The organism is Alkalihalobacterium sp. APHAB7, assembly GCF_048323755.1.
In the GTDB taxonomy this organism is placed as follows: Bacteria; Bacillota; Bacilli; order Bacillales; family Bacillaceae_F; genus Alkalihalobacterium.
Window position 1 is genome coordinate 154287 of the sequence record NZ_JBLWFS010000002.1, and the last position, 19924, is coordinate 174210.

At 38.2% G+C, this 19924-nt stretch carries 22 protein-coding genes and 1 riboswitch; of the genes, 5 read left to right on the forward strand and 17 right to left on the reverse strand.

Annotation, left to right across the window (positions count from 1 at the left end; genetic code table 11):
- Positions 1-7: 7 nt before the first annotated feature.
- The 5 genes from ACNSTQ_RS03120 to ACNSTQ_RS03140 form a co-directional block, all read right to left on the reverse strand.
- The gene (locus ACNSTQ_RS03120) at positions 8-1162 is read right to left on the reverse strand and encodes an iron-containing alcohol dehydrogenase (RefSeq protein ID WP_418198389.1); all 1155 of its coding nucleotides are present in this window, start codon (positions 1160-1162) and stop codon (positions 8-10) included.
- 180 nt (positions 1163-1342) lie between these two features.
- Positions 1343-2011: an LPXTG cell wall anchor domain-containing protein gene (locus tag ACNSTQ_RS03125; RefSeq protein ID WP_418198390.1), complete on the reverse strand. Its 669-nt coding sequence runs from the start codon at positions 2009-2011 to the stop codon at positions 1343-1345.
- A 92-nt stretch (positions 2012-2103) separates the two neighbouring features.
- The gene (locus ACNSTQ_RS03130) at positions 2104-2997 is read right to left on the reverse strand and encodes a TasA family protein (RefSeq protein WP_418198391.1); all 894 of its coding nucleotides are present in this window, start codon (positions 2995-2997) and stop codon (positions 2104-2106) included.
- Positions 2998-3095: 98 nt separating this feature from the next.
- The gene (sipW, locus tag ACNSTQ_RS03135; RefSeq protein WP_418198392.1) at positions 3096-3677 is read right to left on the reverse strand and encodes a signal peptidase I SipW; all 582 of its coding nucleotides are present in this window, start codon (positions 3675-3677) and stop codon (positions 3096-3098) included.
- 56 nt (positions 3678-3733) lie between these two features.
- Complete coding sequence (locus tag ACNSTQ_RS03140; RefSeq protein ID WP_418198393.1) at positions 3734-4756, reverse strand: hypothetical protein; 1023 nt, start codon at positions 4754-4756, stop codon at positions 3734-3736.
- Between the two features lie 377 nt (positions 4757-5133).
- Here ACNSTQ_RS03140 and ACNSTQ_RS03145 point away from each other — a divergent pair, with 377 nt between their 5' ends.
- Positions 5134-5709 (forward strand): class D sortase, encoded by a 576-nt coding sequence (locus ACNSTQ_RS03145; protein ID WP_418198394.1) that lies wholly within the window; start codon positions 5134-5136, stop codon positions 5707-5709.
- 192 nt (positions 5710-5901) lie between these two features.
- On the opposite strand, the gene ACNSTQ_RS03150 is transcribed toward ACNSTQ_RS03145, so the two are convergent.
- The 3 genes from ACNSTQ_RS03150 to sigK form a co-directional block, all read right to left on the reverse strand.
- Entirely contained in the window at positions 5902-6174 is a 273-nt protein-coding gene (locus ACNSTQ_RS03150) for a type II toxin-antitoxin system RelE/ParE family toxin (protein ID WP_418198395.1), read from the reverse strand.
- Complete coding sequence (locus tag ACNSTQ_RS03155; protein ID WP_418198396.1) at positions 6174-6425, reverse strand: hypothetical protein; 252 nt, start codon at positions 6423-6425, stop codon at positions 6174-6176. Before ACNSTQ_RS03155 ends, ACNSTQ_RS03150 begins: the two co-directional genes overlap by 1 nt.
- Before the next feature lie 171 nt (positions 6426-6596).
- The gene (gene sigK / locus ACNSTQ_RS03160) at positions 6597-7301 is read right to left on the reverse strand and encodes an RNA polymerase sporulation sigma factor SigK (RefSeq protein WP_275118437.1); all 705 of its coding nucleotides are present in this window, start codon (positions 7299-7301) and stop codon (positions 6597-6599) included.
- Positions 7302-7851: 550 nt separating this feature from the next.
- A riboswitch (cyclic di-GMP riboswitch) is annotated at positions 7852-7940 on the forward strand.
- 32 nt (positions 7941-7972) lie between these two features.
- Between sigK and ACNSTQ_RS03165 the strand changes: the two genes are divergently transcribed.
- The 4 genes from ACNSTQ_RS03165 (at position 7973) to ACNSTQ_RS03180 (ending at position 9592) form a co-directional block, all read left to right on the forward strand.
- Entirely contained in the window at positions 7973-8164 is a 192-nt protein-coding gene (locus tag ACNSTQ_RS03165) for an anti-repressor SinI family protein (RefSeq protein ID WP_418198397.1), read from the forward strand.
- Positions 8165-8417: 253 nt separating this feature from the next.
- On the forward strand, positions 8418-8564 hold the full coding sequence (locus ACNSTQ_RS03170; RefSeq protein ID WP_418198398.1) for an anti-repressor SinI family protein: 147 nt from the start codon (positions 8418-8420) through the stop codon (positions 8562-8564).
- A 491-nt stretch (positions 8565-9055) separates the two neighbouring features.
- The gene (locus ACNSTQ_RS03175) at positions 9056-9178 is read left to right on the forward strand and encodes an anti-repressor SinI family protein (RefSeq protein WP_418198399.1); all 123 of its coding nucleotides are present in this window, start codon (positions 9056-9058) and stop codon (positions 9176-9178) included.
- A gap of 81 nt (positions 9179-9259) precedes the next feature.
- Positions 9260-9592, forward strand: coding sequence for a helix-turn-helix domain-containing protein (locus tag ACNSTQ_RS03180; RefSeq protein WP_418198400.1), 333 nt, complete (start codon positions 9260-9262; stop codon positions 9590-9592).
- 54 nt (positions 9593-9646) lie between these two features.
- Here the strand turns inward: ACNSTQ_RS03180 and ACNSTQ_RS03185 are convergent, their stop codons facing one another.
- The 9 genes from ACNSTQ_RS03185 to ACNSTQ_RS03225 all read right to left on the reverse strand — a co-directional run bounded on the left by ACNSTQ_RS03185 (position 9647) and on the right by ACNSTQ_RS03225 (position 19752).
- On the reverse strand, positions 9647-9877 hold the full coding sequence (locus ACNSTQ_RS03185; protein WP_418198401.1) for a helix-turn-helix domain-containing protein: 231 nt from the start codon (positions 9875-9877) through the stop codon (positions 9647-9649).
- Between the two features lie 42 nt (positions 9878-9919).
- Complete coding sequence (locus ACNSTQ_RS03190) at positions 9920-10210, reverse strand: hypothetical protein (RefSeq protein WP_418198402.1); 291 nt, start codon at positions 10208-10210, stop codon at positions 9920-9922.
- A gap of 299 nt (positions 10211-10509) precedes the next feature.
- The gene (locus tag ACNSTQ_RS03195; RefSeq protein ID WP_418198403.1) at positions 10510-11943 is read right to left on the reverse strand and encodes an aldehyde dehydrogenase family protein; all 1434 of its coding nucleotides are present in this window, start codon (positions 11941-11943) and stop codon (positions 10510-10512) included.
- A 110-nt stretch (positions 11944-12053) separates the two neighbouring features.
- Entirely contained in the window at positions 12054-13091 is a 1038-nt protein-coding gene (locus tag ACNSTQ_RS03200) for a homoserine dehydrogenase (RefSeq protein WP_418198404.1), read from the reverse strand.
- Between the two features lie 25 nt (positions 13092-13116).
- Positions 13117-14322: a cystathionine gamma-synthase family protein gene (locus ACNSTQ_RS03205; RefSeq protein WP_418198405.1), complete on the reverse strand. Its 1206-nt coding sequence runs from the start codon at positions 14320-14322 to the stop codon at positions 13117-13119.
- A 22-nt stretch (positions 14323-14344) separates the two neighbouring features.
- The gene (locus ACNSTQ_RS03210) at positions 14345-15553 is read right to left on the reverse strand and encodes a M24 family metallopeptidase (RefSeq protein WP_418198406.1); all 1209 of its coding nucleotides are present in this window, start codon (positions 15551-15553) and stop codon (positions 14345-14347) included.
- 873 nt (positions 15554-16426) lie between these two features.
- A complete protein-coding gene (locus ACNSTQ_RS03215) occupies positions 16427-18172 on the reverse strand; it encodes a PucR family transcriptional regulator (RefSeq protein WP_418198407.1) in 1746 nt (581 codons plus the stop codon).
- Positions 18173-18653: 481 nt separating this feature from the next.
- Positions 18654-18986, reverse strand: coding sequence for a hypothetical protein (locus ACNSTQ_RS03220; protein ID WP_418198408.1), 333 nt, complete (start codon positions 18984-18986; stop codon positions 18654-18656).
- A 97-nt stretch (positions 18987-19083) separates the two neighbouring features.
- The gene (locus ACNSTQ_RS03225) at positions 19084-19752 is read right to left on the reverse strand and encodes a response regulator (protein WP_418198409.1); all 669 of its coding nucleotides are present in this window, start codon (positions 19750-19752) and stop codon (positions 19084-19086) included.
- Positions 19753-19924: the final 172 nt, after the last annotated feature.

Genomic DNA, 19924 nt, shown 5'->3' on the forward strand with positions numbered 1-19924 from the left:
ATCTCCCCTACATCGCTCGTGAAAAAATGTCCTTTATATCTTTTGTCGTTACATCACGAGGGTTCGTAATCATGCATGCATCTTCAAGTGCCATCGTTGCCATTTCGTTCATACTTGCTTCATCTGGTGAATGTAAGCCTAATTCGGAAAAATGCTGGGGGGCCCCAACTTCTTTGGTTAGTTGGCGAATGACCTCAATTCCTCTTTTTCCTGCTTCCATCAGCTGGAGGCCTCTCGTATCCACACCTAGTAATTCAGCTATCTCAACATACCTTTGGGGTTTCGCTAACAGATTAAAGTCCATCACATGAGGTAAAAGGATCGAATTCACTTCCCCGTGGGATAATTCATACCGCCCACCGACCGCATGAGAGATGGCATGAACCGCTCCTAATATCGCATTTGAAAACGATAAGCCCGCTTGAAGACTCGCCATCGCCATCGCATGTTTCGCTTCTTCATTTGACTTGGTAGCTACAGACGGTCGTAAATATTTACTGACTAGCTGAATGGCATTCTTTGCTTGGACATCTGTAAGCGGTGTAGCCGCAATACTGACATACGCTTCAATCGCATGGGTTAACACATCTAAACCCGTCGCTGCCGTTAAACTCGCATCCTTCGTAGCTAATGTCAATGGGTCGGTGATCGAGATATCAGGAATTAGCGATTTTGAAATGATCGTCATCTTCTTTTTCTTCTCGGAGTCTACGATGACAGAAAATTGAGAAACTTCAGAGCCTGAACCAGCCGTTGTCGACGCCATAATCGTTGGCGGTAACGGTGCCAACAGCTTGTCTACCCCTTCATAATCATTAATCTTTCCACCATTCGTCGCAACAATCGCAATCGCTTTAGCGACATCCAAGACACTGCCTCCGCCAATCCCAAGCACCGCATCACATTCTGTCTCTGCAAACACTTGCGCCCCGTACGTCACTTCAAAATCTTTCGGATTTGTCGTCAAATTAAAAAAAGTCGAATACTCCAATCCAGCATTCAAACAATTCTCCATCACCTGATCGACCCAACCCGCACGACAAACACCGGTATCACTGACAATCAATATCTTCCTTGCACCTAACCGTAAAAAACTTTCCCCCACATGCTCCAGCGCACCTTTACCAAAAATAATTTCAGGAGACATAAACTTATTGATCATCGGTTATCAACAACCCATCCTATTAATCTAACATTTTGTAATCGTTTTCATTTAGTTTACTATATTTTGGTAGAGTGGAACAAGAGGGAGATAACTCTGTTTAGTTGAACAAAAAAGTTTCTATCTTAAATAAAAGGTAAAAAAAGATCTTGATTTCCATTACTGGAGAAACAAGATCGGTTAATTTCCTTCTATTTTATTTAAAGCCGCTTTCCTTCTTTTTTGAATGACATAAAAGATAAACCCTACGGATAATAATAGTAAGCCACCAATTATAAGATTAAACATGTTCGTTGCAGTTGTTGGTAGAGGTGAACCATCGCCTGGGGTGATCTCACCTTGTGTAGGAGTAGCAGGTGTACCTGATCCAGGAGGTGCACTTCCTTCTGCCCATAACTTAATTTCAAACGCAGTAGCTAACCCTTGGAACTCATTTCCAGATTCCCATGGGAATTCCACCCAAAACTGAATGTCTTCTTCGGTTCCTTTTTCTAAAAAGCGAGGCTCAAAACCAATAAAATCTGCTAAACTACCTTCAAATAATGTCTTTTCAGAAGTAGAAACATATAACTGCAATTGCTTATAAAGCATTTCAGATCCTGCTGTTTGCTTCGCTTTGGATTGATAATAATAATCTCTATTACCACTATTAATCACCGTTAATTCGCGGGCAATACTATCTCCAGGCTTCATATTGGATATATCAAACAAATAGGAAGTAGGTGAAGTTGACAAATTAACGACAGGTTCGACTTCATTAGCACCAGTACCCGTTGCAGGCATAAAAGTAACAAAGAGTAGCGCTGCTATTGTATATGCCATAGCAATTGGTAGAAAAAATCGCTTCATAGGTTCTCACCTTCTTTAGTAATTGAAAAGGTTTATAAAAGGCGGGGAAGACCCGCCTTTTATTATTTGATAGCTAAAAATTTACTACTTTATTAATCTTCACTTCCAAAACCACCGTTGTTTTGCTCGTCGATTACAATATTACCATCGTATTTGCCTGTACCTCTTGTTTTAGGGTCTGCAATTGGATTACCATGTCGGTCAGTTGCATTAGGAGCAATTTGGTTATTAACTTCACCGTTTCCATTAGGAGTATCGATGTGGTAACCATTCCATTGAGTAGCCTCTAGGTTAAAGAAGAAATCAACACCGTTTGTTTGGAACATGTTTTGTACGAACTCAGAGTAATCTCCTCCAACTCGAGTACGGTCATCTTTAAATGTAATTTGTGTAAATACTGCATCAGTATCTTGTGGCTCTACTGGTAAACCTCTTCTAGCTTGGTCTCCGTTTGTAGGAAGTTGTAGTGGTACCAAGTTAATACGTGGAGTTCCATCAGTAGCATGATATTTTGAGTCGATCTTATCCATTAAAGCTTCTCCACCTCTAACTAAATCTCCTAGAGTTAATTCCTGACCACTCTTAACAACATTTCCTCTTGGTTGCCATTGTGGATTTTCAGTATCAACATTCATAAAGTCGATAACAAATTGATCTAAGAATGCTAACATATCATTGTTATATCCTTCTTCAAATTCAAAGTTATCTGCAGTCACATTTAACAATACTTCTTTAATAGCAATTGTACCGCCATTGTTTAACTTAAAGATACGTTGTACATTATCCCCTGGCTTCATGTTCCTAAGATCGAAGTTCATTTTATGGCTTGGATGGTTTGGAATTACCTCTAAGTCTAATACTCCTGCTGCAAAGTGGTTGTTAATTGTAGCAGTATCGTTAAATGCTGCCCAAGTTCCTCCGCCTACTAATGATAAACCTAACATTCCCGTTAATACACCAACACCAATTTTCTTTTTAACACTCATGAATAATTCCTCCCTTTCACCTCTTTTTGAGGTATGTATAAATTAAAATTTTATATTTTAACTATAGTAGTCCTTAAACGGATCTCTTATAGTAAAAATCAAGATTGATTTGACTCACTAGAAGCTGCTACTTGTGCTTTTTCTGCTTTTAATTCACGGATCCCAACGTATAATGTTTTCCCAGAATGAATGAGTAACAGGATGCCAGGAATAAGTAGTAGAGTTACTAATCCAAATTGTGAGTTAGCAAAGTCCATTGCATATCCTAAGTACGGTACATGAAACCCTGAATGCAGACCATAAACATTGGATGCTAATACTGGATTTACATCTGCCTGTGCATTGTTATCCCCTTTTGTTTGGTATAGTACTCCACTTTCATTTTGAAAAACATCTATGATTCTATGAGTTACATAGACACCTGGTGATTGCTGAAACATGATGACATCATTGACTTGATAACTATTTTTATCAATAGCTGGAATAACCCCTATGACTGACCCTGTTTTTATTTCAGGCTCCATGGAACCGGAATAAACTACTTTTAACTCTTGACCAAATATTTTCGGTGATCCCTCTGATGTCAGATTAGTAAAGACTAAAATCGCTGTTATTACTAAGAGCACCATTAATATTACGTTTATTGTTTTACTAAATATTTTTAAGGTTTTAGCTGCCATTCCTTATCAACACCTTTCTTCCAGTCATTAAGTATGAAATTTTCTTGTAACTCCTGCTAACTTTCATCTTTATTACTATCTTTATCTGATTGAGCTTCCTCTTCATTTTTGGTAGATGAGATAGTTGCTTTTGATTCCTTTTTTTCCGTATCTTCTATAGGTTCATCTTTCTCTGCACCCTTCTCTTCCTTGCCTTCAGCCGTTTTGTTAGTAGTTGCTTCGTCTTTTTGAATTTTCTCTTCAATTTCTTTTGCATCAGTTGTATCATTACCTACTTTATCTTCTTTTTTAAGTTCACTCTCTTCACTATTGCCTTCTACTTTAATAACCTCTTTTGTGTCCTCTTCTAGAATGCTAGAATTTTGTGTTTGAACATTATTTGAAATTTTTATATTAGAGACTTTTATATCCTCACTCCGAATAACTTTTCGTATTTCGTCATTATTACCATGACCTGGTCTGTGGTACCCTTTAAACTTGAACTTTCCATCTTTATTCCCTAGTAATAGCTCAAGTTTTTCTTCAAGCTGTTTTTCTAGTTCGACTAACATAACTAACACCTTTGCTTCATGATTTTTATCCAATTGTGGAATTTCACCTTCGTACACTACAACTTGATAATGTGGATTACCCTTACCTTTATTGTTTTGGCCAGTTTCAAGTGGAATAACATTGTCTTTACCAAAGGCTTCCGTAAAATCCTTAAGACTTACATTATTTGAATTGAAAATATAAAGAAGTTCAAACTCTGAAGTTCCTCTCATATCACCATCACCACCATTTTTTACAGTGGCAAAGATTGAGTTAGAATTTTCATTAAAACCATAACTAGATTTGCTTTCTAAAAAGCTTAATGAACTCTTATCCCAACTACCGTCATCATCATCATCTTCTTCCCAAATTGGGACATATATTGAATCTTTTATAATTTCTACATCATTAAACAGTGCATTCGTTCCTCCTGTTGCTTGTGCAACTACTATAAATAAGAGGAAAAATAACAGCATTGGCTTTATGTAAAGACCTCGTAGTAGCTCTTTTTTCCTTTTTTCAGTTAAGCGGCCTTTTCTCATCCACATTTCAACTCCTCCTAGGAAGTAGATAATGAATTTTCCTATTCACTTTTTTAAGAACGTTCCAAGTATCCTTCGTTCTCTTTAACGAACTAATAACCTGAGTATAGGCCATGTTCTATCATTTGAAAACGTCCAAATACGTCCATTTTTTCGTTATAGTGAACAAAAAACTGCCTATATCTCATGATTTTTCATTTTTTCTCACTATTTTGTAATTTATAAAGAACGTTATTTTCTTTATAAAGAACATTCAACTATTTTTTAACTAGACTAATAAATCCAATTGTTGCATGTTGCAGCCACGAGCCACTACAATAGTTAAAGAGAATACTTTACATTCATTTAATGATTTTTTATTACTATATAGAAGGAAGATGACGATGAAGGTAATTTCTTATGTATTTATTATTGGGGGGCTCGCCTTACTTATTTTTGGGGGCTATCAGTATTGGCAAACGCAGACAGCCCAAATAGAAAGTTTGGCTTCGGCTTATGAACTTTTAGAAAAAAAGGAAACTGAAGAAGAAGTCCAACGAACTATAGATGACTTCGACCCGCAAATGGGAGATACAGTCGGTATTCTCTCTATACCTGCGATTGATGCGGAACTTCCGATTGTGGAAGGTACAGACGAGGATGAGTTAGAAAAAGGAGTCGGGCATTACAAAGGCACTGCTTGGCCAATGGAAAATGATCAGATTGTTTTATCCGGTCATCGAGATACGGTGTTTCGAAGAATGGGCGAGCTTGAAATTGGGGATCAATTTATTATTAAACTTCCATATGGCGAGTTTGCGTATGAGATTGAAAGTACGAAAATCGTAGATGCCGATGACAGAACGATTATTGGCTCAACAGCTCCTGATGAAGTGCTAGTCGTCACGACGTGTTATCCGTTTTCTTATGTAGGAAGTGCACCGGACCGTTATATTATTTATGCAAGACCAATTGAATAAATTAAATAGAAATGACAGTCTGATGAACTAACCTCTCACCAAACTGCCATTTTTTTATATTATATATCTAAGACATTGGTGTTCATCTATTAACGTAACGTATATTGATTTTATTAATGATTAGTATAGGTTGTTGAGTTTACGAAGAAGGGGGAACTTGAGAAGAAGAAATGGAGAATTAGAGAGATCCAATTAATTTTGTTTCTGATGTTTAAAGGCTTTTATATAGCAGATCTGCTTGTCATTCGAAAACGAGTAAATTACTTTGTAATTATCCACATAGATCATATAATTACCTTTCCATTCTGGTTCTTTTACTGGCATGATTTCCATCATCGTTACTATTTTATTACTAATTTTAACAGCTAAACACTTTTTATATTCTTTCGTTTCTGACTTACTATAGTGGTTACTTTCTATATTCTTAAAATTATTCCTTGCTTCACTTGTCCATTTAATTTCCACTATATCTCACCACGTTCTATCGCTTCGAGTATATCTTCAGTATTAAATAAGTTACCATTCTCGATATCTTTGTCTGCTCTTTTTATCATCTCTCTTAACTCTGGATCGGACTCTATTTCTATTTTTACCCGACTTTCTTGCAACGCTTGTATTAAGTAGCGCTGTCCATCAATATCAATAATAGTTTCTGCGCCCTGATTCACCCATTTTTTAAAGGTTTGCGCATCTTTACCATAGAGTTTTTTAGCCAATGTCATTCCTCCTTTCATACACTCATTATACTCTGTTCGCACTATTTTTTCCTCTACTTCTCAATTTCGAGCAGAATAAATTTATGTCAACACTTTATTATTTTCGATTAAACAATATTACGACTTAAAGGAAGTATGAGAAACCACTCTTCTCATACTTCCTTTCTCATTCTATACCTGCCCGTTATTCCTTCGATAAAACTCATGAAACAGCTTCATTAAAGCTCGCTTTTCAATCCGAGAGACATAGCTTCTTGAAATGTTTAATTCTTTTGCGATTTCTCGTTGAGTCCTTTCTTTCATTAAGTCTAAGCCAAAGCGGCCGACGATGACTTCTTTTTCTCGTTCATCTAGAACGTGGATATAATCGTAAATTTGTTTCTTTTCCATTTTCAGTTGGATCGTGTCAACGATGTCGTCGGTTTCTTCTTGAAGGACATCGATTAAGGTAATTTCGTTTCCTTCCTTATCGGTTCCAATGGGATCATGGAGAGAAACATCTTTTTTTACTTTCTTTAACGCGCGAAGGTGCATGAGGATTTCATTTTCAATACACCTGGCTGCATATGTCGCTAATTTCGTGCCTTTTCCTTGTGAATAGCTCTCAATCGCTTTAATTAACCCAATCGTTCCAATCGAAATTAAGTCTTCGGTATCTTCGCGTGTATTTTCAAACTTCTTAACGATGTGGGCAACCAATCGTAAATTATGTTCAATGAGGCGATTACGAGCTTCTTCGTCTCCTTGCTCCATGAGCTGTAAGTACTTTTGCTCCTCTGCTTTCGAAAGCGGTTGCGGGAAGGCATTGTTTTTTACATACGATACAAAAACAATGACTTCTTTAAAGAAATAGGTGATGGCTGCAAATAATGACACTTCCTCACCCCCAAAGGTTTGATATCTTATATCTATGTACGTTTGGGCTTGCTTGTGTCTGTACACCAGAAATATGTAAATTTTTTTAAATGTTACCCACCATAATAACCGGATTTTCGCTCAATTTAATCTGGATATCCATTCCTTCAGAATAATATTAAATAGTCCACAATTTTCTTCTATAAGATTAAAACTAGGAAACTTTTATTAAAAAACCAAAACTTTCGTTAGTAAAATCTCGACACTTTCTTTGAATTTCTATGCTCATTTTACAATTTATTCCTACTCCATTTTAGCTAATTCTAAAGATTTATAGACTCTCAACCACAAAACAAGGACCAAATAACTACAAATATAACATTTACACTATAATTATGTTATTTACGAGGTTAATTTTACCTATTTAATGTTTCTATATTGTAAAATTAGAATTTTCTGTCATCGACACTCTTCAACACCACAAAATTTTTTCATCCTATATACTACTAATAACAAGCCATAAGTCATATAAATTGTAAAAAAGTATGTTAATGAATAAAAAATAAAGTAATCAGTCAAAGGGCAAACCTATTGAAAAGTAGGGACGCAAAGTCACAGATCTAAGGTTGATTTATCAATGATGATGGCTGGACTACCTGAAATGCTTAATGTATTTTAGGAGGTAACAATTAATGAAGAGTAGCGGCATGGTAAACCTTGATCACGAATGGATTGAATTAATGAAGGAAGCGAAAAATTTAGGTATAAGTACAGATGAAGTAAAAACTTTTTTCTTAAAAACTGAAAAAGTTGCACCTACCATTCACACATCAAGGACGTTCAAAATCAACAAAAAGACCTCCTCTTTTTACGCTACGTTATAATATGAGAAAAGTGATATGTGATGAAACTTGTTCATCTCGTATCACTTTTTTTAAGAAACTAAACCTATCTTTTAAAATTTAATCAAAAAAAGTGAAAATCCCCAAATATACGATATAACGAACAATAAACACCTAATTCCATCTATTTTCCCTTGTTTTTCTTTAAAATCCTTTTTTGATTATCTACGTACGTTCTATATAATGAACATTATAACCAATAAAACGGCAATATTAGGAAAAGGGAGAGATCGTATTGAAACCTACTGAACTATCCTACGAGGAAAGACTACTGGATGTAGAGTGGATTTTACTTATGAAAAATGCCAAAGAGATCGGACTTAAACCAGAAGATGTTAAAGCCTTTTTAAAGCAATGGAATGGGAATCAAGAAGAAAGGTAGATCTGTCATAACTTATATCAATATAGATTCCTGTGAATATAGTCTTAATTTAAATGACTTTAGCTATCTAAACAATTGGTCATTTAGAGGTTATTACTATAACTACCATTAAAACAGTCTAGGACTATTAAACTAAAAACACCTTCTTTTTACCTATTAATAACATGTAGAAATTCGGAAATTTTTGTCGCAAAGCAAAGATTAAAAAGTATTTTTTTCTAAGAGTATTTAGTACAAACACCTTTACACTAGGTGTTACGCTCGCTAAATAAAATGTCGATTGGAAATTTATTGGAACTGTTACTATAAATATGACTTCAGTAACTAAAAGTTTTTCCCATTTTTATATATGATGGTAATGGGTTAACTAATTATAGTCGCAAAATCACAACTATTTTATTAACTATTGATCGTCGCGTTTATATATAGACCTATTGCTATACTGACAGTAGACCGATATTACTGTGTACAGGAACTAGGAGGTAAAAGGAATGAATACAAAGACCTGTGAGGTTTTGGACCAAGAATGGACAGCTCTAATAGTTGAAGCTAAAAAATTAGGGTTTACGATTGAAGAAATAAAAGAATACCTTAACCAAACCGTTAAAACATGATCTCGTAGTTCTATTTACAGAACAAGCCTTAAACTGTTATAATTCCTATAAGTATACAGGTTGAGAGAGGAAACGATACAGATGATCGGAGAAACAGTCAAACGATTACGATTAGAAAAAGGCTTGTCTTTATCTGAATTAGCAGAATCCGCTGGTGTAGCAAAATCCTATTTAAGTTCCATAGAAAGAAACATCCAATCTAATCCCTCCATACAATTCCTAGAAAAAATCTCTTCGGTATTAGGTGTTAGTGTTGAAACCCTCTTAAACGAAAACAAAGAAGAGAAAAAAGCAGCAGAATACGACCTCGATTCCGCTTGGGTCGAATTAGTAAAAGAGGCGATGGAGTCTGGTGTTTCAAAAGAACAGTTCCGCGAGTACTTAGAATTTAACAAATGGCGTAAAAATAAATAATTAGCCTAACATATTTTAGTAAAAAATAGTTCAATCAACAAACAATCCACCTCTCTACATGGAGGTGGATTGTTTGTCTTCTTCCGAATTCATTACTTCTATTAAGTGGATGAGTTCAACGCCAAGTGCTTGTGCCATTTTTTCCAAAACCGATAAACTTGGGTTCGTCTGTAAACCACGTTCGATGTAACTTAAATAGGACTTAGAAACACCTGACAACTCAGAGAGTCGATCTAAGGATAAACCTTTTTTTCTTCGCAGCTCCCTAATATTCCCCCCATTCATATGTATCTCACCCTTTTTTATTTTGTCATTTTATCGTCATTCTTAATTCACTTTAAAATTCATTTCATAATAATACTCTTCACTTTGAACACGTTTCACACAAGTTAAGATCATTCCGTATACTTCCATTTCTCTTCCAAATACCTTAAGAGTCATCCGATAAATAACCTCTTCTGAAACTGGAAATTTTAAAGAACTAATAAATGTAAGTGATGTTGTTGTGAATTCTACTACTTTAACATACGTACATTTCGAGTTGACAACGTTGTCTTTCACGACATGTATCGTTAACTGCGCCTGAATTGGACTTTCTATATCAATCGTCTGCATCATTTGATCCTCCTCTCATGCATTGATAACACCACTTCGTTCTTTATAGAGAATATTATATGGTAAAAGTTCGTTATAGTAAACGGTACAATAGTCCTTTTATTCGCTATAAAGAACACTTATTACGTCCTTCTTAGTGTTAACTTATTTACGTTACGCTTGTTTTAAGAACAGAAAAGTAAATAAATAGGGGAGATTATGAGAAAGGTGGAGAGGTGGGGACCTGAGGATACAACAACAAAAAAGTGGCAGGGAACTTTATAACGGCCCTACCACTCTTCATTATTTTGATATAAAAACTTTTAAAGGTTGAAACAAACCACTTTTGGTTCAGTCATTTCTTGAATAGCGTATTTCACACCTTCTCTACCTAATCCTGATCCTTTGACACCGCCAAATGGCATGCTGTCAATCCGGAAGTCACTGCTGTCGTTCACCATGACACCACCGACATCGAGCCTTTGGATCGCTTCAAAAGCAGCCTGGAGGTGATTGGTAAAGATCCCTGCCTGTAAGCCATAGTTCACATCATTTGATCGTTCAATGGCTTCTTGTAGACTATTAACCGCGAAAAGCAAGACGACAGGGCCGAAGATTTCTTCTTTAGCGATCGTTGCATTTGGTGGGACGTTCGTTAAAACCGTCGGCTCGAGATAAGCTCCTTCTCGGTTACCCCCGCATGCTAAAGTCGCTCCTTGTTTGATCGCTTCATTCACTAGTTTTTCAACTCGGATCGCCTCTCGTTCATTAATCAGTGGCCCCATATCGGTACTATCAAACAACTTACTGCCCTTTCGATAGGCTTTTGTTTGTTCAACAAATTGAGCAGTGAACCGTTCAAATACGTCTTTTTCTACGTAAATACGTTGCACTCCTAAACAATTTTGTCCGGCTGCCCAGAACGCTCCAGAAACCGTAGAGTCCACTGCCTGATTGAGATTGGCGTCATTCAACACGATGACGGGAGAGTTCGAGCCGAGTTCCATGCTTAGTTTTTTCAAGCCCGCTTTTTTCGCTATTTCTGTTCCGGTTTCTAAACCACCTGTAAAAGAAATCATTCTTACATCAGGATGAGTAACGAGTGTATCTCCAACTTCAGAGCCTCTACCCGTAATGACCGATAAAATTCCATCTGGTAGCCCCGCCTGTGAAAACGCATCTGCTAGCTTTAATGCACTAAGCGGTGTCACCGTTGCTGGTTTTACAATAATCGCATTACCTGAGGCCACGGCTGGACCAATTTTATGAGCGACTAAATTCAATGGATCATTGAACGGTGTGATCGCTCCGATAATTCCAATCGGGAACAAAGAGTAATACCCTAACCGATTTTCATTTCCACTGCTTTGATCAAACGGGATCGTTTTTCCTTCTAATCTCCGCCCCTCTTCTGCACTGATGCGCAAGGTTTGAATGCATCGTGCTACTTCTTTTCTCGCTTCGCGGATCGTTTTACTGCCTTCTAAGGCAATTGTGACCGCAAAATCTTCTTGTTGTTCTTCTATGAAATCCGCCGCTAGCTGGATAATTTCAATTCGCTTAAAAACAGGCAACTTTGCTGATACGACAGCTCCTTTTTTAGCGGCTTGAACCGCTTCAAGCATATCTTCCTTTGTCGCTGCCGGCACTGTAGCAATTGCTTCATTATTTTCTGGATTGGTTACTGTAATCGTCTGGTCTCGGGTCACCCACTTTCCGGCGAGAAACATTTTCCTTTGTGCCACTCGAACTTTCATTGGCTTTCCCACCTTTCATTTTTTATATAACCTCACATCTCTTTTTCATTTGTCTGATCAATCTTTGTCGCTCAAGTTAACTCACAACATCCATTTTGAGCTGTGAACATCTATAAATGGTTCCTATATATATTCAGTAAATCAATTAATAAAGAATACCCTGTTTCCGTTCGTCCTGCCCCAGGGCCAGAAAGTGTAATCGTCCCAGCTAAATCACACTCAAAAGTAACTGCGTTTAAGACCCCTTGAATGGAAGCGAGTGGATGGGTTTCATCGAGCATTTCCGGTTGTACGGATGCTTTGACTTTGCCGTTTTCATTACTGACACGAGCAATCAGTTTCCACCGCTTTCCCTTTGATTTTGCTTTATTAATATCATAAGGGGTGAGGTGAGTGATACCCTCGCACTGGACATCGTCGACTTTTAGTAAGGAGTTCATGACGGTATTAGCAAGAATGACGATCTTATAGCGTGCATCATAGCCTTCTACATCACTCGTTGGGTCAGCTTCAGCATACCCAAGCTGTTGTGCTTCTTCGAGGGCTTCTTCATAGGAAAGCCCTTCTTCCATTCTGAGTAACATGTAGTTCGTCGTTCCGTTTAAAATGCCTGTCATTTCTTTAATCTCGTTGCCTGCTAAAGCCGCGAGTGGCATCCGGAGAGCAGGCGTTCCGCTCATGACCGTGCCTTCGAAGCCCCAGCGAACTCTGTGCTGTTTTGCTAATTGTGCCAGCTCCTTATAAGCTAGAGCAACGGGACCTTTATTACTCATCACCACATGTTTTCCTGCTCTAAACGCTGCTTTACAATGATCGATCGCCGGTTGACCTGTTTTTACATCGGTGAACGTCACTTCCACAATCGTATCTGCGTTCGTTTGCTCGATCGTTTCAAAGCTGTCTAAATCGCGAATTAGTCGCTCGCTATCTGGATAGTCATCAAGAGTCCCTGTTCGCTTCACAATGTGTAATGCTCTTTCTATATCAAGGCCGTCTGGGTCATAGATGGAGCCTTTCATGACATCTGAAATCGCAACAATTTTTCCTTCCCAACCGGTTTCTGCTTTTAAGGCGTCTTTTTTTTCTACTAAAATTTCTGCTAATCCTTGGCCGACGGTGCCAAATCCTAATAAAGCGAGTTTCTGCATAGTTTTAAGCCTCCTTCAGAAATGGCTAGCGAACTGCCTCTTTCACATGCGTAAAGGCTTCTTTAAAATCGTTGATGATATCTTCCGCATTTTCAATCCCGCATGAGACGCGAATGAGTCCTTCAGGAATTCCCATCGCCTTTCGCTCTTCTGGGGTACACTCCACATGACTTGTTGTTCTTGCAGGGCCTACTGTCGTCTCAACAGCTCCTAAGTTCGCTGCACGGTGAGCGAATGTCAGATTTGGTAAAAGCTCTTTGACTGTATCAATACCGCCTTTCACAGCAAAGCTCAACATGCCCCCGAAGCCAACCATTTGCTTTTTCGCAATCTCATGGTTCGGATGCTCCTCAAGTCCTGGGTAAAATACGGATTCCACCATTTCCTCTGATTTTAAATAGTTTGCTAGCTTTAATGCATTTTCTTCTTGACGTCGAACGCGAAGCTCGAGCGTTTTCATTCCACGTAAGATGAGGTATGCCGCCCAAGGATCCATCGTTGCCCCATTGATTTCTCGGTAGTGATAGATCTTTTCGATATACTCTTCATTATTGCTGCACGCCACTCCACCTAAGGCGTCCGCGTGCCCACCGAGAAATTTTGTTGCACTATGAAGGACGATATCCGCTCCAAGTTCTAGTGGTTGCTGGTTTAACGGTGTTGCAAATGTATTGTCAACGATGACGAGCGCTCCTGCTTTTTGACCTGCTTCGGCCATGCGCTTAATATCGGTAATTTTTACAGTTGGATTCGTTGGGGTTTCGAGATATAAAATCTTGCAGCCTTTGGCGACTTCTTTTTCTACTTCTTCATGATTACCCGTTTCACAGAACGTAATCTCTACGTCCATTTGGGGCAGGAATTCAGTAAAAATTTTATTCGTTCCGCCATACGTATCTTTAATCGTAACGACACGATCGCCTGGTCGCAAAAAGGTATAAAGCGTATTGCTAATCGCCGCCATCCCCGTTGAAAAACTCGTCGCTGCTGTCGCTCCTTCAAGTTCTTTTAATTTATCTTCGAACGCTTGAACGGTTGGATTCGTGTTTCTGCCATAAATATGTCCCTTTTTACGTCCAACCGCGACTTCATACCACTCATCCATATCATCATAGTTGTAAGCGACACTCGGTATGACAGGTACTTGAGTTGCTCCATGCACAAGGTAGTCTTTCTCCCCTGCCCAGACGGCTTTTGTCCCCATATTTGCTTTTTTCATTTTGTTTTCCATACGATCTACCTCCTTGATTTAATTAAGCTCCCATTCCCCCTGGCCATAATTTCTTTCCTGCATGTTTCACAAACAACTTTCTTGGTGCACTTGCTAATAATTCATAGCCTGTTTTCGTAACACGAAAAGACTCGCTTAACTCAACGCCATAGTCATCCATCCAGATCCCTAAAATCATATGAAAGGTCATATTCGGCTTTAAGACCGTTTGATCACCAGGACGTAAGCTTGCCGTATGCTCCCCCCAGTCTGGCGGATAGTTTAAGCCGACTGAGTATCCGATCCTTGACTCTTTTTGGTAGCCTCTTTTCTGGATCGATTTTCTCCAGGCACGCTCGACTTCCTCACAGGTGATTCCTGGTTTTATTACGTCTAATGCAGCCTCCATGCCCTCAATAACAACTTCAGATAAGTCCTTCACCTTTTCTTCTGGCTCACCAATCGTTACGGTTCGGGCGAGAGGAGCGTGATACCTTTGATAACATCCAGCTAATTCAATTAAAACGGTCGTATTCGGTTTATATGTTTCATCGCTCCACGTAATATGGGGTGTAGATGTGTGTTCACCTGCCGGCATGAGTGGTACGATTGCAGGGTAATCGCCACCGAATTCCGGTGTTCCTTTAATTTGAGCTTCAAAGATTTTCGCAGCTACATCGCATTCACGTACACCAACATCAATGGCATCAATGCCGACTTTCATCGCACGAACAGCAATTTGACCTGCACGCTTCATATATTCAATTTCCGTATCCGATTTTATAATACGTACCCAATTGACGAGATTCGTACTGTCTTTAAAAACGGCATGTGGAAGAGCTTTTAATAGACGTTCAAAGCACTTCGCTGAAAAATAATAATTATCCATTTCAAGCCCGATCACCCGCTTGCTTTGCCCAATTTCCTTTAAAATGTTTCCGATGAAATCATACGGGTGTGTCGTATTCGAATTCACGTAATAATCTGGGTACGGAATAATATGCTCATGAAAGAGCCAGCTCGTAACTTTTGCAGCATTCGCATCCATTTCTCTACCAATCCATAGTGGTTGCGGTTCATCAATAATCACGATTAATGCTTGATGAACATAAAATGACCACCCATTGTATCCTGATAAATAATTCATATTGGCTGGGTCGGTCACAACAAGCACTTCAATTCCTTCTTGAACCATTTTCTCTTTTGTTAGACGCAAACGCTCATGAAATTCCCCATGTGTAAAATGGAGCATCTTCTCCCACTCCTTTCGCCCCTTTCTCCTTTTTTCCTTACTTTTGTGATTTGTTATTATCATAAGCGAGTGGAGCCGAACCCGATATTGTAAAAAGTGTAAGAATATTCAGTTATCATGTAGTACACTTTTGTTAGGTTTTGGGTGATGTTGAGGGGGTTTAGAGGGCTGGTGAATGGCGATTTCGGGTGGGGGTGTTTTGGTGGAGCGAGTAGTATGGGACTGGGGTAACTTCATTTGCACTATTCACTGCTTTAGTTCCTATAGTTTTTTTCCTTTATTATGCTCTAATCATTGCTTCGGTTAATGGGTTCTCCTAGTTTTCTCCTCTACCGCACACCGTTCCACGCTTTTCGTTCACGCTCTCTCCTAATTTTTCCCTCTACCGCACACCATTCCACACTTTCCGTTCACGCTCCCTCCTAATTTTTCCCTCTAACGCTCACCATTCCGCGCTTTTCGTTCACAAGTTCTCCTAAATTTTCCCTCTAGCGCACACCATTCCACGCTTTTCGTTCACGCTTCCTCCTAATTTTTCCCTCTACCGCACACCATTCCACGCTTTCCCAATTTTTTCCTCAACTGCTCACGATTCCGCGCTTTTCGTTCACGCTTTCTCCTAGTTTTCCCCTCTACCGCTCACCATTCCGCGCTTTTCGTTCACGGGTTCTCCTAGTTTTTCCCTTTACTGCACTCTAATCTCTGCTATAACTTATAGATTGCCTAGTTTTTCCCTTACTTAGCTCATGCGGCCTTGTAAACTCTCTCTACTAACCAAAAAAGAGATATAAACCTCATCCGATTTATACCCCCTTCTCAATTCATTTTATTCACTATTCAAAAACTACCCTACGAATATAAATACAACCACTTTCATTTAATCACCGGCTTCTGAGAGTGAATATAATTGCGGGCATGTTCTGGTGCGGATGTAGCCAGCCATATTCTAATACTTAAGTTTAATAGGAATAAGTCGTCTGGATTTACGAGTGACAGTTTGGTTAGTTTTTCAATTTTTCTGAGGCGGTATAACAACGATTGGCGGTGGAGGGACAGACTGCGTGCCGTTTTGCTGACATTGTAATGATGCTGGGTGAAAATAATGAATGTGCGGACGAGTTCCATTTGCCGTACTTGATCGTAATTGATTAATGGTGTGATCACGGATTCTGATAGGTGTTGGACTTCTTCATTGTCACTTAGAGATAATAAGATGCGTTCAACTTTTGAGTCATCGTAATACATTCTTTGACCGGGTCCTTTTTGGCGTCTGCCAATTTCGAGTGATTGCTGCGCATCTCGATAACTTTTTGAAAACTTTAATTCATCGTCATACACTCTGCCAATCCCCCAGGACATGACAACTCCTGGCAATAAATTGCCCAGTCGTCGTTCAAGAAGATCGAGAAAATAGTGAACACTGTCTTTTCTCGAGACGACGGTTGCTTCTAGGAAAATAATGATTTCATCTAGTTGGTAGGTCATTAGCAGCTGCTTTTCTAAAGATTGGCTCGCAAATACCACTTCTTCTTCAATATAATAGACCATGCTATGCAGCCACTTTTCATAACTCGTCTGTTTAATTTGGTCGCTTTTTTCATACATGGCCCGCAAATTTTCTGGATAACCGACAATGCAGACGTATGGGACACTTACATCGTACCCTAGTAGTCTCGCACGCTCACTAATCCGTTCCCACGAGGTTAAATCACCTTTGGCGATACTACATACGAAATCATCTCGTAACTTAAATTCAGTTTCTAGAACTGCATTTTCTCGTAAAAACCATAGGGCACTAGCGGTTGAAGCATGTTCGAGAAGGTTAATAGAATAATGGCTAAGGTCATCTTTTAGAGGGTGTGTAGAATTTAAAATAATAAATAAAAAACCGAGAACACGATGAACATCTTGTATAATCGGTAATTGAACAATTTTCCACGGGGGATGATCGAGCTTATGAATTTTTTGATGGAGCGGATGGTGTGTCGTATCATCTGTTATAAAAGTATGGTGGGGGACTTTGTTATCGGTTCTTAGCTTTCCCCACATCGACCGAATTTCTTTCGTTTGCCTAGCACTTCCTTTGACCAGTCCGTCTTTGTCTGTAATGAGTACGGGGGCATGAATATGCTTTCCGACATATTGTGCCACTTTGTCTAAATTTCCACCATTTAATAAAATATTAATCAGTTGCTGTTGGACTTTTTCAGACTCTTTTAATTCTTGTTGCTGTCTGCGATTTAGTTCTTTCATGACTTCGTGTGTAATATCCGCAAACCTTATTTCCCAAGGAATTTCAATGATTGGAAACTGCGCTTGCTCAGCAAGTTGAATGACTTCAGTCGGAATATCATAAATATAACGACCCGTGGCAACTGCTAAGGCACTTGCTTCAGAATCGACAACATCTTGGACGTATTGCTCAAATGCATCAATATTTTGTTCACAACCAATACCAGTAGTTAAAACAAATTCATTTTTACGGACAAAGTTTTCAACTGGACTTTCCGTAATTGACACCCATTCCACATAACGTTCTTTCAAATACTTTTCCCCAGAAAGGACACGAGCCGAATCCAACAAATCGAAATTCATAATATCATTCATTGTAAGTTGCAAAAGCTCTGCCTCCTCTTCGAAAAGTTTTCTTATTACCACAGTATTAATCTACTCTTCTAATTATTAGCAAAGACAAGTATTTTCTCTAATTCTTACCCTTTTTCTAGAACCAGTATTCGGTTTCCTTCATTAACTAAAAAGCTATGTTAAATATTGCTGTTGATATCCGTTGATTTTGGGCTCATTGTGTGAAGTTTTATTTTCACACGCCTTTCAGGAACTGAAAGGTTGAAAAAAAAACCTAAAATGATCGAGAAAATGCATTTTCTCACAGAATTTCAGGTTATTTTTTCAGGAATGAGCCCAAAATCAACAATACTTTTTAACAGCGCTAACTAAAAAAAAGCTATCCAATAAACTGGATAGCCACTAGGGGGAGTTGGAGAGAGAACAGTTGGAGCCAACTCTTTGGTTAAGGAGCACCTTATAAGAGTAGTATAAAAAATAATAAGTGTTTTTACAGCTTTTATGTCAGATCTTCTTACGGAAAAAATCCGTCTTTTTCTTCAATATTGAAGTAATATCTCATTTGTTGGATCACTTCTTGTAATTGTTGGTTATCTTGCTCTTGTCTAGCCACTCTTTCCATTTCGCCGTACATCGATTGAAGCATCGATTGAGGATCATCTTGTTGCTGATGTTGATTGGCTGGAGATGTAAATACATGATCACTTTTCATATCAATGTCCTCTGATGACATGGACTGAAGTTGCTCCTTCACTTGATTTAAATTTGATTTTAAGTCGCCGGAAATCGACTGTGCATGTTGTAAGAAATCGTTTACGATCTGTTCCATTTGTTGCTTTTTTTCCATGATTCATTCAATCCTTTCTATTTACCCTACACATAGGATTTACAAGAACATGAAAATTATGTCACAATCTTTTATTTGATAAAAAAGGAAAATCGAATTATTTCAACTGCAGTTCTTTTAAATAAACAATCGCTTGAGCGCGGTCTTTCACCCCTAGTTTGCTGTAAATTTCACTGATGTAATTTTTTACCGTTCCTTCACTAATAAAAAGTTGTCCGGCAATTTTACGATTGCTAAATCCTTTGACAATTAAAGAAGCAACTTCTCGTTCTCGTTCAGATAAATGAATACCGTTCTTTTTAAGCTTATCAACGTTAATTTCATTTTCGATGACCGAATTAAATTTTGAAAGACGCTGTGCTAATTTTGATGCAATGACCGACGGGAGCATTAATTGGCCAACTGCTGCCTCGCGAATGGAGTGAATTAATTGATCATAATTCATATCTTTTAGCAAAAATCCATCCGCACCACTTGCTAAACCTTCAATAATATAGTCGTCTTCAGCAAACGTCGTTAAAATAACAATTCTCATCTGTGGGTTTCGTTTTTTTATTTTTTTTAAGCTATCGATCCCGTTCATGTTTGGCATTTTAATATCCATTAAGATTAAGTTCGGCTCAAACATTTTTACTTTTTCAATTGCATCTTGTCCATCTTGAGCGGTCGCAACAACTTCCATATCTTCTTCAAGATCAATGATCGTTTTCAAACCTTCCCTCATTAATGTTTGATCATCCGCAATTAATACTTTTATAGCCGTCAACTCATTCACCTCGATTAAAAATCACATACCATCATTATACGATGAATTTACCAGATAATTTGTAAAACAATTGAGTTTTAAGAATATTTTTTATATACTTTAGCTAGTCCTGATTTAAGTCATTTTTTATTAGAATCATTCTTATTTTAGGAGTATCCTTGCAGAGAGCGAA

Bases quoted from the DNA above. Each gene is read 5' to 3' on its own strand.
- ACNSTQ_RS03120 (WP_418198389.1), bottom strand. From the start codon at position 1,162: ATGATCAATAAGTTTATGTCTCCTGAAATTATTTTTGGTAAAGGTGCG.
- ACNSTQ_RS03125 (WP_418198390.1), bottom strand. From the start codon at position 2,011: ATGAAGCGATTTTTTCTACCAATTGCTATGGCATATACAATAGCAGCG.
- ACNSTQ_RS03130 (WP_418198391.1), bottom strand. From the start codon at position 2,997: ATGAGTGTTAAAAAGAAAATTGGTGTTGGTGTATTAACGGGAATGTTA.
- sipW (WP_418198392.1), bottom strand. From the start codon at position 3,677: ATGGCAGCTAAAACCTTAAAAATATTTAGTAAAACAATAAACGTAATA.
- ACNSTQ_RS03140 (WP_418198393.1), bottom strand. From the start codon at position 4,756: ATGTGGATGAGAAAAGGCCGCTTAACTGAAAAAAGGAAAAAAGAGCTA.
- ACNSTQ_RS03145 (WP_418198394.1), top strand. From the start codon at position 5,134: ATGAAGGTAATTTCTTATGTATTTATTATTGGGGGGCTCGCCTTACTT.
- ACNSTQ_RS03165 (WP_418198397.1), top strand. From the start codon at position 7,973: ATGAAGAGTAGCGGCATGGTAAACCTTGATCACGAATGGATTGAATTA.
- ACNSTQ_RS03175 (WP_418198399.1), top strand. From the start codon at position 9,056: ATGAATACAAAGACCTGTGAGGTTTTGGACCAAGAATGGACAGCTCTA.
- ACNSTQ_RS03180 (WP_418198400.1), top strand. From the start codon at position 9,260: ATGATCGGAGAAACAGTCAAACGATTACGATTAGAAAAAGGCTTGTCT.
- ACNSTQ_RS03185 (WP_418198401.1), bottom strand. From the start codon at position 9,877: ATGAATGGGGGGAATATTAGGGAGCTGCGAAGAAAAAAAGGTTTATCC.
- ACNSTQ_RS03190 (WP_418198402.1), bottom strand. From the start codon at position 10,210: ATGATGCAGACGATTGATATAGAAAGTCCAATTCAGGCGCAGTTAACG.
- ACNSTQ_RS03195 (WP_418198403.1), bottom strand. From the start codon at position 11,943: ATGAAAGTTCGAGTGGCACAAAGGAAAATGTTTCTCGCCGGAAAGTGG.
- ACNSTQ_RS03200 (WP_418198404.1), bottom strand. From the start codon at position 13,091: ATGCAGAAACTCGCTTTATTAGGATTTGGCACCGTCGGCCAAGGATTA.
- ACNSTQ_RS03205 (WP_418198405.1), bottom strand. From the start codon at position 14,322: ATGGAAAACAAAATGAAAAAAGCAAATATGGGGACAAAAGCCGTCTGG.
- ACNSTQ_RS03210 (WP_418198406.1), bottom strand. From the start codon at position 15,553: ATGCTCCATTTTACACATGGGGAATTTCATGAGCGTTTGCGTCTAACA.
- ACNSTQ_RS03220 (WP_418198408.1), bottom strand. From the start codon at position 18,986: ATGGAAAAAAAGCAACAAATGGAACAGATCGTAAACGATTTCTTACAA.